Genomic DNA, 13,625 nt, shown 5'->3' on the forward strand with positions numbered 1-13,625 from the left:
CGACCGCTTGCCGGTGATTACCAACACCACCTCTAACGGCGTGACCAGCGAAAACGTCAATTATCAGGATGTGGGTTTAACGCTGAATGTGGAACCGACGATTTCGATTGATGGCGATATCAGCATGAAGGTAACGCTGGAAGTCTCCAATATCGTCGACACCATCACCACGCAAACCGGTTTGCGGGTTTATCAAGTCGGTACCCGCCATGCCGAAACCGTGATGGCTTCGCGCGATAGCGAAACCCAGGTCCTGGGCGGGCTATTAAGCCGCAATGATCAAATCAGCGGCAGCGCTATTCCGGGTTTGGGCGAAGTGCCCGTGCTGGACCGGATTTTTGGCAGCAAATCGACCTCCAAAGGCAAAACCGAACTGGTGCTGCTGATTACGCCGCACGTGGTGCGCAATCTGCCGCTGCCAAGCTCGTATATCACGCAGTTTGATAGCGGTACTGAGGGCTCGATTTCGACCGAACCTTTGCGTTTACGCAGCAAATCGACGGTCAATATCGATAGCTCAGGCAGTGGCGCGGGCAATCCGGGTATTCAGCAAAACCCGGCGATCGTGCAACAGCCGGTGCAACCGGTCCCCCAACCGCAAGCACCGCAACCGCAACCGCAGCAACAAGGCGGCAATCCGCCCCCGGCGCAGCCCACGCCGCCGCCGGCACCCGCGCAGCAAACCGAGCTCCCCAAGAGCGGCACCATGGGACGGCATTAAGCCATGCAAGGCGCGCGCGGTTTTACGCTGATCGAGTTGATGGTGACGCTGACCATCCTCGCCGTGCTGGCCACGGTGGCTTTGCCGCTGTGGCAGATCGGCGCGCAGCGTAATCGCGAAGAGGAATTGCAGCGCGACCTGCTGCAGATTCGCGCCGCCATTGATGCGTATAAACAGGCGGTGGACGATGGCCGTATCAATAAATCGATCGATGAAACCGGTTATCCGCCAACGCTGAATATCCTGGTGGACGGCGTCAAAGACCTGAAAGACCCCACCGCCAAAAAGATCTATTTTTTGCGGCGCTTGCCGCGCGATCCATTCTGCGATTGCGCCAGCCGCGCCAATGACGAAACCTGGGGCAAGCGCAGTTACGCCAGCCCGCCCGACTCGCCGCAAGAAGGACGCGACGTGTACGATGTTTATTCCTTATCTGAGGGCGTCGGTTTAAACGGCGTGCCCTATCGACAGTGGTGACCGATGTTGTGTCGTAATTTGCGCCGTGGCTTTACCTTGATCGAATTGCTGGTCGTTCTGGCCATCATGGCCAGTCTGTTAACGCTGGTGGTGCCGCGTTATTTTCAGCAAACCGACCGCGCGCAGGAAACCGTGTTGCGGCATAACCTGATCGCCATGCGCGACGCCATCGACAAGTTCGACGCAGATACCGGTCGCTATCCGGACAATCTGGACGAGCTGGTCAGCAAGAAATATCTGCGCGAAGTGCCGCTCGACCCCATAACCGGCAAACGCGATAGCTGGGTGATTTCCGCCCCCGAGAACGGCACCGGCGTATACGACGTAAAGAGTGGTGCAGATGGACAAGCGCATGACGGCACCAATTTCAAAGACTGGTAGGCACGCGACGGCGGCCCCGGCGCCACAGCGCGGCTTTGCCTATGCCTGGGCGCTGATGATGGTGCTGATTACCGGCATCTACCTGGCCGAGGTGGCCGATGTCTGGCAAACCCGCATCCGGCGCATGAAAGAAACGCAGTTGCTGGCCGATGGCGACGAAATCCGCATGGCGATCAAGCATTACACCGAGCAGGGCAACGCCAACAATCTGCAATATCCGCACACGCTGGACGATCTGGTCAGCGACAACCGCGTGCCGTTTCCGCGCCGCTTTTTACGCCATGCGTACAAAGACCCCATGACGGGCGAGGACTGGATGTATATCGGCGCGCCGGGCGGCGGGTTTATGGGCGTGTATAGCAAATCAACCGATAAACCATTAAAGCGCGATAACTTTCCGGCCAGCTACGTCGGCTTCGCCAACAAAGACAGTTATCAGGAATGGAAATTTGCGCAATGGCCCACCGGCGGGGCTCGCGTGCGCTAACGGCGCGCTTTGGCGCTGCGGCGGCGCTACCGTCTCTGCTCTGCGGCATGGGGTGGGTCAAGACCCACCTATCAAAGCCGATTGCCAGTATCCCCCTGTTTAGATGCTCGACACGCTAGTCCATGGTGGGCGATCTGCGCATGCTGATTTGTCAGTCCTTCTTTGGCGGCTTTGGGTGGTGGGTCTTGCTGCGGTGCATCCCGTTGCTATGCGCATCAGGCATAGGGTGGGTCAAGACCCACCCATCAACGCCGATTGCCAGTGTTCCCCCTCCTGTTTAATGCTCGACGCGCTAGTCCATGGTGGGCGATCTGCGGCACGCTGATTTGTCAGTCCTTCTTGGCCGGCTTTGGGTGGTGGGTCTTGACCCACCCTAAGTCTGACTGCGGCGTCAGCGTGTTGTGATCCGTATCACTTTGGCCGCTGGGGCCGCGTACCTCAGTTCTATCCATCTCGGCCCCGTTGCGGTGCGTCAGTGTCCTGGCTGACAGGGCCACGCACTGTCTTTGCCACCGCTTTTGCTGACAAAACCGCCTACAAGCGTGTCGGAACATATTCCTGGATACCCGCCATTGCTTGCAGCCTTAGAACCGGCTGCGAGCCAGGCTGCACGCCACATTCAGCGAAAAACTGGAATATTACTGTAAGCTAATACTCTGTTGTATCTGAAAGTTTCTACCTTTCGTCGGCATTCAGTATTTTTACAACGTTTTAAGAATTGCTTATAAACCAGCATTCATGCGGGTTACGTCAGATTTCTAAACAATTTGCTGTGATGAGTATTTCTTAAGTCGTCTTTAAGATATTGACTTATCTGACCGAAAATTTAATATCCGGGTCAGCAGTAGCGAACAACGATCATAAAACCTTCCGGAGCACTACCATCATGAAAAAACTTGCCGCAGTTGCAGTCCTGGGCATGGCCCTCGCGTCTGGCATGGCCAGCGCCAAGGTCATCGAGTCGGGTTCTTCGACCATCAAAAATGACATCTTCTGGAGCACCGGCCTGTTCGGTCTGGACTTCGGCACGCTGGCAGCAGGCGATTACAGCCTGACGTTCTCGTTCACCAACAAGGTGGCCGAGAAGTTCATGGCTGGCTATGCGCTGGTAGAAAACTGGAACATCTTCAAGCCGGTCAGCTATTCCTATGACAAGGTCAACGGCAAAACCTGGACCGAAACCATTGATTTCGATCTGAACAAGAGCACCGATGTCCGCCTGTTTGCCGCGCTGTACGCCAACTGGAGCAAGAGCCTGAGCTGGTGCGATACCGGCAAGCTCAATGGCAAATTCAACTGGGAACTGAGCACGGTGGACGTGTCCGCGCCGATTCCGGAACCGGAAACCTACGCGCTGATGGGTCTGGGCCTGGTGGCGCTGGTCGCTGCGCGCCGTCGCAAGGTCTCCAAGTAAACAGCTGTACCCGGGTTTGATGATCGCTGGATCGTTGTAACACCCGTTTCCGACTTGCCAATAAACGGCCCCCACGGGGGCCGTTTTCCGTTGCCGGGCGCCCTGCCCGCGCCCGCATTGCTTGCAGCCCACCTACAGCATTCCGGTCGATTCCTACCCTGCATTCATCCAGCCGTAGACAGTCTGGTGCAAGCAGCCCGGTTAAAGTCTGTTTGATCCCGATATCCCTAATCCTCTTGCGCGCTCGCCGCGCTTAACCGTGGAGACCTGCCATGCCTCAAAAACCCGGTAACCCTGTTGAACTGCCCGCTGTGGACGCCGCGCGCCGTGAGTTCGACCCGGTCAACATCACCACGCAGCAAGGCCTGAAAGAAAGCGATGACGCTAATTCTTTAAAAGCCGGCGTGCGCGGACCGTCTTTGCTGCAAGATTTTGTGCTGCGCGAAAAGATCACCCACTTTGACCATGAACGCATTCCCGAGCGCATCGTGCATGCGCGCGGCGCGGCGGCGCATGGTTTTTTCCAGGCCTATCCGGGCAACGAGAAATACACCAAGGCTGGCTTTCTGCAAGATCCGGCCAAACAAACGCCGGTGTTTGTGCGCTTTTCTACCGTGGCCGGTTCGCGCGGTTCGGCCGATCTGGCGCGCGATGCGCGCGGCTTTGCCGTCAAGTTTTATACCGATGAAGGCAACTTCGATCTGGTGGGCAATAACATCCCGGTGTTCTTTATTCAGGACGCCATCAAGTTTCCTGACTTTGTGCACTCGGTAAAGCCGGAACCCAATAACGAGATTCCGCAAGCCGCCAGCGCGCACGATACGTTCTGGGACTTCATCTCGCTAACCCCCGAATCGTTCCACATGATCATGTGGGTGATGTCAGACCGCGCCATTCCACGTAGCTATCGCATGATGGAAGGCTTTGGTGTGCACACCTTCCGCTTTATCAATGCGGCCGGTGAAAGCCAGTTCATCAAATGGCACTGGAAGCCGCTGCTGGGCACGCACGGCGTGGCCTGGGATGAAGCACTCAAAACCAACGGTGCCGATCCGGATTTCCATCGCCGCGATTTGTGGGAAGCCATCGAAAACGGCGTGTACCCGGAATGGGAACTGGGCGTGCAGATCATCAGCGAAGCCGACGCGGCCAAGCTCAAGATCGATTTGCTCGACCCGACCAAGATCATTCCCGAAGAAGTGATTCCGGTGACCAAGCTGGGCAAGATGACGCTCAACCGCAACCCGGACAACTTCTTTGCCGAAACCGAGCAAGTGGCCTTCCACCCCGGCCACGTGGTGCCCGGCATCGACTTTACTAACGATCCGCTGCTGGCAGGCCGCCTGTTCTCGTATACCGATACGCAATTGCTGCGCCTGGGCGGCCCCAACTTTGCCCAGATCCCGATCAATCGCCCGGTTTGCCCGGTACATAACTTCCAGCGCGATGGCTTTAGCCAGCAGAACGTGGATCTGGGCCGCGTGGCGTATGCACCCAGCTCGCTGCAGACCGACGCCCCGGCGCATATCGGCAAGCTGCCCGGCGGTTATGAAGAGTTTCCGCAGAAGGCCGAGGGCGAGTTTTTGCGCGCCAAGCCCGAACTGTTTGCCGACCATTACAGCCAGGCCACGCTGTTCTACGTGAGCTTGACGCCGGCCGAGCAAAAGCATTTGCAGAATGCACTGAAGTTTGAGCTCTCCAAGTGCGACACCCTCAAAGTGCGCGAGCGCGTGGTCGAAAACCTGGCGCGTATCGATGCCGAGCTGGCCAGCGAAGTGGCCAAGGGCCTGGGTCTGGTGGCGCCTGCCGTACCGGCGCCCAAGCTGGCGCCGCAATACAAACCGTCCCCCGCCTTGTCGATGGTGCATCCAGGCGGCTCGGTGGCCGGTCGCAAAGTGGCCATCATCGCCGGTGAAGGCCACGACGCCGCCGAAGTCGCCGCTTTGCAAGCCGCACTGAAGGCTGAACAAGTGAGCTGGCATCTGATCGCGCCGACCCTGGCGCCGGTGACCGACAACGCCGGTCAAGCGGTCACGCCGGACGCCACGCTGGAAAACACCCGCTCGGTGTTGTACGACGCCGTGTTTGTGCCGGGCGGCAAGCAGCATATCGATAATCTGCGTTTGCTGGGCAAGGCCAAGGCCTTTGTGGCCGAAGCGTTTATGCACTGCAAACCGATTGCCGTGGGAGTCGATGCAGCCGCCGTGCTGGATGACGCCAACCTGCCGTTGGCGGATATCGGCACCGATCCGCAAGCACTCAAGGATCAGGGCATTGTGGTGGCGGACGGCAGCGGCCAGAGCGTGCCGCAAGACCTGTTGCATGCCATGCGTTTCCATCGCTTCTGGGACCGTCCAGGCATCGACAAAGTGGCGGCCTGACAGGCTTTGCGCCACGTAGGCAGGCGGCCGACAGCGTGTGGCCGCCCGCCTACAAAAGAAGCAGACGCGGCCCAAATGTGATCACCCGCGGCAAGCTTTACTCTGACGTGGTCAGCCTGCCGATCATGCGACCAGGCGACCACCAGAACAGCACGCATCGGACAAGAATCACGGGGACACACGCAATGCTCAAGACGCACAACGAACGCATCGCCGGCTTTATGGAAGACGCGTTGCTGGGATATTCCGGCGAAGAGTCACGCGGCAGCCATCAAACCCGGCGCGCCAACCCGCATGAGGGCCAGCAACTGGGCCAGATGTTTGGCGGCAGCGCATCGTTGCGCCAGGCTTTTGCCATGATCGAACGGGTGGCACCCACCGAGGTGCCGGTGCTGATCCTGGGCGAATCGGGCGTAGGCAAAGAACTGGTAGCGCAAACCGTGCATGAAAAAAGCGCCCGTAGCGCTGGCCCGTTTGTGCCGGTGAACTGCGGCGCGATTTCGCCGACGCTGCTGGAAGCCGAATTGTTTGGCTATGAAAGAGGCGCGTTTGCCGGGGCGCAAAAAGCCCATCCCGGCGTGTTTGAACGCGCCGCCGGCGGCACTTTGTTCCTGGATGAAATTACCGCCATGTCGCCCGATTTGCAGGCGCGACTATTGCGGGTGCTTGAAACCGGTGAATTCATGCGCCTGGGCGGCAGCGAAGCGCTGACCTGTAGCGCGCGGATTGTGGCGGCCACCAATCGCGATCCCGCCGAGGCCATCCCGGCCGGTGCGCTGCGCCGCGATCTGATGTTCCGCCTGGCGGTGTTTCCGATTAATTTGCCGCCGCTGCGTGCGCGCGAAGGCGACGTGCTGATGCTGGCGCGCCATTTTCTGGCGGAGATGAATCGCCAGTACGGCACCAGCAAGAAATTTACCGCCGAGGCAGAAGCCCGGCTGGCCAGTTATGACTGGCCCGGCAATGTGCGCGAATTAAAAAACTGCGTGCAACGCGCTTATATCCTGGCCGACCACGCGCTGGATGCCGCTGCGGTGGCGCCCCTGAGCAGCTGGAGCGGGCCGGAGGCAGCATCGCAAGAAACGCTGACCTGGCGCGTGGGGCAATCGCTGGCCGAAATGGAACGCGATGCAATTCTGGCCACGCTGCAACATTTTGATGGCGACAAACGCCAGACCGCCATCGTGCTCGGCGTCAGCCTTAAAACGCTTTACAACCGCTTGAATGCCTGGGCAGCGCAGGCGTCCTGAACGCCCTGCCCGCCCGCGATTCAGGCGATCGCACAAGAAATGGATCGACGCGGAGATACAGCGCGCCGTACCGCAATTTGCGCAATGCGCGCGCTGAAACCCGCTGTATGACCACAGATCAGGAGTAGCAACCATGGCACTTTGGAACTTGAACAACGGCATCGAATTTGACACCCCGCACGTGCATGAAGCGCAAAACGACTTCTCGCACGACAGCCCGCATTTTTCCAGCCGCAGCAACCCCAGCCCGCGTCCGGCCAGCAGTGCCCGCGCGGCGTGCCCCAGCATGCGTCTGGCCGTTGCCGGCGAAATGGCGGGTGGTGAGGTTGTGGATTTTGAAGGCCTGGCACTGGGCGATGTGCGTGGTCTGGTCATCGACGTGTATCAAGGCCGCGTGGCCTATCTGATTGTGTCGCTGCGGCCCGATCTGCGCACCGACAGCGGTTCTTTGCGCATCGTGCCGTGGCACTCGGTGTCGGTGGACCCCAACCAGGCGTGCTTTACCCTGAATGTGGAAGAAGAAACCCTGGTCAACGCACCCGCCTGCCATCCGGGCGAGCTGCCGGATATGAGCCAGCCCGATTGGGCGCTGAACACCCACAAGCATTACGAAGCACGGCCGTATTGGGATTAAGCGGATTGCCGCGCCTTCACTGAATTTCATGTCACCGGATCCGGCAAGCCCAGGTATAAGCCCGGGCTTGCCCCGGCGCTCTGCCTGAGTCAACAGCACGTATAACAAACAACAACGGAGAAACTCACATGAAGACCCTGACACCCAAATCCACCCTGGTAGTGACCGCTGCCTTGCTGGCGCTGAGCCTGTCTGCCTGCAGCAAAAATGAATCCACCGATACCGCCTCCGCGCCCGCTTCGAGCGCAGACGCAATGTCGGCACCGGTGGCACCGGCCAGCACCACCGAGGTGACACCAGCCAGCGACAGCAGCAGCACCGGCAGCACGCTGTCCAATGACGCGTCCGCCGCTGGCGACAAGATCAAGAGCGAGGCCTCGGAAGCGGGCGACAAAATCAAATCCGCCAGCGCCGACACCAGCGACAAGGTCAAGGCTGAAGCTTCCGCCGCCGGCGATAAGATCAAATCCGCCACCGCAGATGCGGGCGACAAGTTGAAGCAGAATTCCGACAAGGCTGGCGCGGCACTGTCCGATGCGGGCCTCACCGCCAAGGTGAAGAGCGCGCTGGCCAAGGACGCCGGGCTGTCTACGCTCAAACTGAATGTGACTTCCAAAGATGGCGCGGTCACGCTCAGTGGCACGGTCGATACCGCTGCGCATAAAGACCAGATCAAAACCGTCGCCACCAATGTGGAAGGCGTGAAATCGGTGGATGACCAGACCAGCGTCAAGTAATCAGGGCAGCTGACCGCCCCGCCCCGTCCAGCCACGGGGCACCGAACGATAGACGCCCCGCTCAACCGATCGGGGCGTAACCCGATAAATGGACCGGCCGGCAAGGCCGGACCAGGGGACTGGAGCACATCATGAAGCGATCTCTTTTACTGGCCGCCGTGGCAGGCCTGGGTGTCATGCTGTATCGCAATGCGCGTGACCAACAGGCACACGGCAAACTGGTGGACACCGGTCGCGCAGCGGGCGCGACGCCGATCAGCGACTGGGAAAGCGAAGGCGGCACCGCGTTGACGCCAGCAGGCACCGGCACCAAACCCGGCGTGACGCAGACCACCACGCTGGAGTAAACGGCGTCGGGTCTGCTCACCCACTCAAACCCTCGCGTTTGCACGTTCCGTGTTCTGAACGGCAAGCGTTTCTACGCTCGCTTAATGCGAGCGTATTTTTGTCTAGCGCGCCCCCGGCATCCGGCGTTTTTTGCACGCGCTTGCTGGGGCGCAACATCTGGCGGTTTCCCTGTATTGGGGTTGCCTCGAATCCTGTCTATACCTCATAGACAACGACCGCCAGCCGCGGAGAAAACTGAATGGCAGTCAATCTGGCCGCAATCAAGGAAGGTTCGCCGGTGCCGCAAGGCGCCACCTGGGACGGCAACGGCGTTAACTTTGCGTTGTTCTCGGCGCACGCCACCAAAGTAGAACTGTGTTTGTTCGACGATAGCGGGCAAACCGAACTGGAGCGCATCGAGCTCCCCGAATACACCGATGAAGTCTGGCACGGCTATATCCCCGATATCGCCCCGGGCCAGGTCTATGGTTATCGCGTGCACGGGCCGTATGCGCCCGACGCCGGCCACCGCTTTAATCCGAATAAATTGCTGCTGGACCCCTATGCCAAACGCCATGTCGGGCAACTGGTGTGGGCCCCCGAAGTTTTTGCTTATACCGTGGGGCATAAAGACGGTGACCTGAGTTTCGACAAACGCGATAGCGCTAAATACGTGCCGAAATGCGTGGTGGTCGATTCCAATTTTTCGTGGGAAATCGGCAGCGGCGTGCGGGTGCCGTGGGACAAAACCGTGCTGTATGAGACGCACGTACGCGGCTTCACCCAATTGCACCCCAATGTGCCCGAGCATTTGCGCGGTACGTTCGCCGGTTTAAGCCAGCCGGAAATTGTCGATTACATCAAAAGCCTGGGCGTCACCTCCGTCGAATTATTGCCGATCCATTCTTTTGTTAATGACGATTATTTGCTGCAGCGCGGGCTGGCCAATTATTGGGGCTATAACACCATCGGTTTCTTTGCCGCCGACCCGCAGTATTTTTCTTCGAATTCGATTTCCGAGTTCAAGAATATGGTCGATCGCTTTCATCGCGCCGGTCTCGAAGTCATTCTGGACGTGGTGTACAACCACACCGCCGAAGGCAATGAACTGGGGCCGATGCTGAGCTTTAAAGGCATCGATAATGCCAGCTATTACCGGCTGCTGCCGGACAATCCCCGCTATTACATCAACGATACCGGCACCGGTAATACGCTTAATCTCAGTCACCCGCGTGTGCTGCAAATGGTGACCGACAGCCTGCGTTACTGGCTGACCGAAATGCGCGTCGATGGCTTCCGGTTTGATCTGGCCACTATTCTGGGGCGCGAACCGTATGGCTTTGATGAAGGCGGCGGCTTTCTGGACAGTTGCCGCCAGGACCCGATACTGGCCAGCGTCAAACTGATCGCCGAACCGTGGGATTGCGGCCCCGGCGGTTATCAGGTGGGCGGCTTTCCACCCGGTTGGGCCGAATGGAATGATCGCTTTCGCGATACCACGCGTTGTTTCTGGAAAGGCGATGAAGGCAAGGCCGCCGAATTGGCAACGCGCTTGACCGCATCGGGCGATCTGTTTAACCGGCGCGGGCGTCGGCCCTGGGCCAGCGTTAATTTCGTCACCGCCCACGACGGCTTTACGCTGAATGATCTGGTTTCGTATAACGACAAACATAACGAAGCCAATGGCGAAGGCAATCGCGATGGCAGCGACAATAATCATTCGTGGAATCATGGCGAAGAAGGCGAAACCAGCGACGAAAGCATCAACGAATTGCGAGAGAAGCAAAAGCGCAATATGTTGGCCACGCTGTTATTGGCGCAGGGCACGCCCATGTTGCTGGCGGGGGATGAATTCGGCAATTCGCAAGGCGGCAATAACAATGCCTATTGCCAGGATAATGAAATCAGCTGGCTGGATTGGGAACATATCGACACCCGCGGTGAGCATCTGACCGAGTTTGTGCGACGCTTGACGCTGGTGCGCAACGCCTTGCCGGTATTACGCCGCGCGCGCTTTTTGACCGGCGAGTGGAACGACAAGCTGGAAGTGCGCGATCTGACCTGGATTGCCCCGGACGCCACCGAACTTAGCCAGGAACACTGGCACGATCCGCATATGAAGTGCTTTGGCATGCTGATGGATGGCCGCGCCCAGGCCAGCGGGATTATGCGGTCAGCGGGCGATTCGACCTTGTTGCTGCTGATGAATGCGCATTACGAAACGGTGGATTTCACCATTCCGGAAGTATCGGGACCGTCGGAATGGACGGGCTTGATCGATACGGAAAATCCGCTGCCCGACGAATTGCCGCATTACCTGAGCGGCGATGTGATTGCGCTGGCAGGCCGCTCTTTGCAATTGCTGCGGCTGAAGAGCGAAGGCGATACCGAAGTGATCGGCCAACGCGTTGAAGCCGAATTGACCCGCCGCTTCTAACATAGGGTGGGTCGAGACCCACCATTCAAAGGCATCAACAAGAATAGATAGCGTTCTTGTTTGCGGCTTTGGATGGTGGGTCTCGACCCACCCTATGCGTCTAGATCTGGCCTAAAAACCAGTTCACGATATAGAAATGGTCTTCAAACAACTGCGCTTCCATGCGGTTGAATTCAAACAGCGGCACCCATTGCGCGCGGTCGGCGTCGTCGCTGCCGCGCACTTTGGGCAAGCCGTCGCCGGTGGGTACCAATTCAAAGAGAAACGCATGGGTAATGGTGCGACCGCGCAAACTGCGTTTGGGATGATCAAACACGCGATTTGCCCGGATCGAACCGGCTAATACCGGCGCGGGCACTTTCAGCCGCGTTTCTTCGCGCAATTCCCGTATCGCCGCATCGCGCACCAATTCATCGCCATTTACAAAACCGCCCGGCAAAGCCCATAAACCTTTGCCCGGCACATTTTTGCGCCGTACCAGCAGGATATGGCCCGAATGAATCACCACCGCATCGGTAGTGACAAAGGTGGGCGGATACGGCGCATTGGCCCACGCTTTGCGGTAATTCTGGATATAGCGGTATTCCTCGGCCAACTGCGCATAAGTGGCACTAGCGCGAAATTGCTGCAGCCAGCCATACACGGCGACTGGCAAACGCGGCGCCGATTGGGCAAAGCCAGCGCCATTTTCATTAAACAAACATTGGCGCACATGGCTGGCGTCGATACCGGGCTCATCGGCCACTTCCACGCGCTGCCATTGCGGAAATAAATCCAGATACCAGGTATGTCGGCGTGAGGGACTGCCGATGGTGCCAATGCGGAATTGCGCCTCGCTTTTGCCCAGGCTGAGCGTATCGACTGCAATCACCTTATCCACCAGGTTTTGCACTTCGGTGACCCATTGCTGATCGTTGTACATGCGGTCAGAACAACCCACCACAAACACACGGTCTTGCCATTCCGTGGGCAAGGCGGCGCGCAGCATGTCTTCGCGTTGATCCAGCGTAAACGGATTGCGTGGGCTGGACGCCTGGCGGGCCGAGCCGCAAATCACGATCAATTTGGCCGCCTGCTGCATGGCCGCCTCGATCACCTTTAAATGCCCAAGGTGAACCGGCTGAAACCGGCCAATAAACACCAGATAGTCGTATTGCATCGTGCGTTGCATCCCCTCGGCAATAAAAGTGCGGGCGGCATTCCGGGATCAGCCTGCGCTTCTCAGAATAGCCGCCCGTGCGGATGGCGCTATTTACGCGTAATAACGTTTCGAGAATTCAAGCATGCGTTCGATCGGCTGCCGCGCCAGATCCATCTGTGCTTCGCTTAGATAATCAATGCGGATGCCCTCGCCCGCCTGCGCGCGTTGCACCGCCTGCGTGGTGTTCAGCTTCATGTACGGGCATTGGTTGCACTGGCAACCGGCATAAATCGGCGCTTGCTCGATCTTCAGATCCGGCCGCGCCAGACGCATGTTGTAGAGTATGCCGTCTTCCGTCGCCACAAAAATGGTGGCATCGGGCTCGCTGGCGTAGCTTTTGATCCAGTTGAGCATGCCGGAAGTGGAACCGACGTAATCAGCCTGCTGCAACACCGGCAGCGGGCTTTCCGGGTGCGCAATCAGATACTTGGCGGTGCTGATGCTGGCAAAGGCTTCGTCCAGCGCGGCCTGGTTGAACTTGTCGTGCACTTCGCATACGGCCGACCACAGCGGCATGTCGTAGCCGTACTGAAAATTGAGATAAGCGCCCATATTGCGGTCGGGCGAGAAGATCACCTTTTTGCCCTCGGCATAGAGGTGGGCAATGATGTCGTCCACGTTGCGGCTGGTCACAATCCAGTCCGACAGCGCTTTGTGCTCGGCCGAAGAATTGATATACGACACATGCACGTGGTCCGGATGGGCCTCGCGCCAGGCTTTCAGCGCGGTGACGTCGGTCTGCGTGACCAGCGAACAGGTGGAACCGCGATCGGGCAGAATCACTTCGGCTTGCGGATTGAGAATCTTGGCGGTCTCGGCCATAAAGCGCACACCGGCAAACACGATGGTGTCGGCCTGGCATTCTTTGGCGTAGAGCGAGAGTTCCAGGCTGTCGCCGACTTTATCGGCCATTTGCTGGATGTGGGGCTCGGTATAGTAATGCGCGAGCGTGACGACGCGACGAGACATGGCATTCCTCCATGCAGACGTTGTGGATCACCCGACAACGGTTCTGGCTAGACATTAAAAACAGTTAAAACCGTAAAAACGCTTTCAGATCAGGGCCCTTGCAGCGCATGGCGTTTCCCGCCATCAACCCAGCCCGCAAGATTAGCACAGGCGCCCGCAAAGCTGCGCACACGCTCATCGCATCAGGGTGTTGACACGCTGAGCGGCCT

12 protein-coding genes and 1 pseudogene are annotated in these 13,625 nt (G+C 58.5%); 11 read left to right on the top strand and 2 right to left on the bottom strand.

Annotated elements, in window-relative coordinates; genetic code table 11:
* The 11 genes and pseudogenes from ACYQ1A_RS15710 to glgX all read left to right on the top strand — a co-directional run.
* On the top strand, positions 1-721 hold a 721-nt coding region (locus ACYQ1A_RS15710; RefSeq protein ID WP_499363461.1), incomplete at its 5' end, for a type II secretion system protein GspD.
* 3 nt (positions 722-724) lie between these two features.
* Positions 725-1,198, top strand: a complete 474-nt coding sequence (locus tag ACYQ1A_RS15715; RefSeq protein ID WP_499363462.1) for a type II secretion system protein — start codon at positions 725-727, stop codon at positions 1,196-1,198.
* Between the two features lie 3 nt (positions 1,199-1,201).
* A complete protein-coding gene (locus ACYQ1A_RS15720; RefSeq protein ID WP_062222789.1) occupies positions 1,202-1,579 on the top strand; it encodes a type II secretion system protein in 378 nt (125 codons plus the stop codon).
* Positions 1,551-2,066, top strand: a complete 516-nt coding sequence (locus ACYQ1A_RS15725) for a type II secretion system protein (protein WP_499363464.1) — start codon at positions 1,551-1,553, stop codon at positions 2,064-2,066. Before ACYQ1A_RS15720 ends, ACYQ1A_RS15725 begins: the two co-directional genes overlap by 29 nt.
* 1,318 nt (positions 2,067-3,384) lie before the next feature.
* A pseudogene (locus ACYQ1A_RS15730) lies at positions 3,385-3,480 on the top strand (PEP-CTERM sorting domain-containing protein); the annotation flags it as partial.
* A 272-nt stretch (positions 3,481-3,752) separates the two neighbouring features.
* Positions 3,753-5,861, top strand: coding sequence for a catalase (locus ACYQ1A_RS15735; protein WP_499363466.1), 2,109 nt, complete (start codon positions 3,753-3,755; stop codon positions 5,859-5,861).
* A 185-nt stretch (positions 5,862-6,046) separates the two neighbouring features.
* Positions 6,047-7,111 carry a sigma-54 interaction domain-containing protein gene (locus ACYQ1A_RS15740; protein WP_499363468.1) on the top strand — a complete coding sequence of 355 codons (1,065 nt, stop codon included), beginning with the start codon at positions 6,047-6,049 and terminating at the stop codon, positions 7,109-7,111.
* A 133-nt stretch (positions 7,112-7,244) separates the two neighbouring features.
* On the top strand, positions 7,245-7,745 hold the full coding sequence (locus ACYQ1A_RS15745) for a PRC-barrel domain-containing protein (RefSeq protein ID WP_499363470.1): 501 nt from the start codon (positions 7,245-7,247) through the stop codon (positions 7,743-7,745).
* Between the two features lie 128 nt (positions 7,746-7,873).
* The gene (locus ACYQ1A_RS15750) at positions 7,874-8,482 is read left to right on the top strand and encodes a BON domain-containing protein (protein ID WP_499363471.1); all 609 of its coding nucleotides are present in this window, start codon (positions 7,874-7,876) and stop codon (positions 8,480-8,482) included.
* A 131-nt stretch (positions 8,483-8,613) separates the two neighbouring features.
* The gene (locus ACYQ1A_RS15755; protein ID WP_499363473.1) at positions 8,614-8,829 is read left to right on the top strand and encodes a hypothetical protein; all 216 of its coding nucleotides are present in this window, start codon (positions 8,614-8,616) and stop codon (positions 8,827-8,829) included.
* 239 nt (positions 8,830-9,068) lie between these two features.
* Positions 9,069-11,246 carry a glycogen debranching protein GlgX gene (gene glgX, locus ACYQ1A_RS15760; protein ID WP_499363474.1) on the top strand — a complete coding sequence of 726 codons (2,178 nt, stop codon included), beginning with the start codon at positions 9,069-9,071 and terminating at the stop codon, positions 11,244-11,246.
* Positions 11,247-11,346: 100 nt separating this feature from the next.
* On the opposite strand, the gene ACYQ1A_RS15765 is transcribed toward glgX, so the two are convergent.
* Complete coding sequence (locus tag ACYQ1A_RS15765) at positions 11,347-12,417, bottom strand: bifunctional nicotinamide-nucleotide adenylyltransferase/Nudix hydroxylase (RefSeq protein WP_499363476.1); 1,071 nt, start codon at positions 12,415-12,417, stop codon at positions 11,347-11,349.
* A gap of 81 nt (positions 12,418-12,498) precedes the next feature.
* A complete protein-coding gene (gene nadA, locus ACYQ1A_RS15770) occupies positions 12,499-13,416 on the bottom strand; it encodes a quinolinate synthase NadA (protein ID WP_499363478.1) in 918 nt (305 codons plus the stop codon).
* Between the last annotated feature and the right edge of the window lie 209 nt (positions 13,417-13,625).

Source organism: Silvimonas sp. JCM 19000, assembly GCF_054652575.1.

What these genes read in the sequence shown, in the direction of transcription:
- ACYQ1A_RS15715 (WP_499363462.1), top strand. Translation starts at nt 725, where the DNA reads ATGCAAGGCGCGCGCGGTTTTACGCTGATCGAGTTGATGGTGACGCTG.
- ACYQ1A_RS15720 (WP_062222789.1), top strand. Translation starts at nt 1,202, where the DNA reads ATGTTGTGTCGTAATTTGCGCCGTGGCTTTACCTTGATCGAATTGCTG.
- ACYQ1A_RS15725 (WP_499363464.1), top strand. Translation starts at nt 1,551, where the DNA reads ATGACGGCACCAATTTCAAAGACTGGTAGGCACGCGACGGCGGCCCCG.
- ACYQ1A_RS15735 (WP_499363466.1), top strand. Translation starts at nt 3,753, where the DNA reads ATGCCTCAAAAACCCGGTAACCCTGTTGAACTGCCCGCTGTGGACGCC.
- ACYQ1A_RS15740 (WP_499363468.1), top strand. Translation starts at nt 6,047, where the DNA reads ATGCTCAAGACGCACAACGAACGCATCGCCGGCTTTATGGAAGACGCG.
- ACYQ1A_RS15745 (WP_499363470.1), top strand. Translation starts at nt 7,245, where the DNA reads ATGGCACTTTGGAACTTGAACAACGGCATCGAATTTGACACCCCGCAC.
- ACYQ1A_RS15750 (WP_499363471.1), top strand. Translation starts at nt 7,874, where the DNA reads ATGAAGACCCTGACACCCAAATCCACCCTGGTAGTGACCGCTGCCTTG.
- ACYQ1A_RS15755 (WP_499363473.1), top strand. Translation starts at nt 8,614, where the DNA reads ATGAAGCGATCTCTTTTACTGGCCGCCGTGGCAGGCCTGGGTGTCATG.
- glgX (WP_499363474.1), top strand. Translation starts at nt 9,069, where the DNA reads ATGGCAGTCAATCTGGCCGCAATCAAGGAAGGTTCGCCGGTGCCGCAA.
- ACYQ1A_RS15765 (WP_499363476.1), bottom strand. Translation starts at nt 12,417, where the DNA reads ATGCAACGCACGATGCAATACGACTATCTGGTGTTTATTGGCCGGTTT.
- nadA (WP_499363478.1), bottom strand. Translation starts at nt 13,416, where the DNA reads ATGTCTCGTCGCGTCGTCACGCTCGCGCATTACTATACCGAGCCCCAC.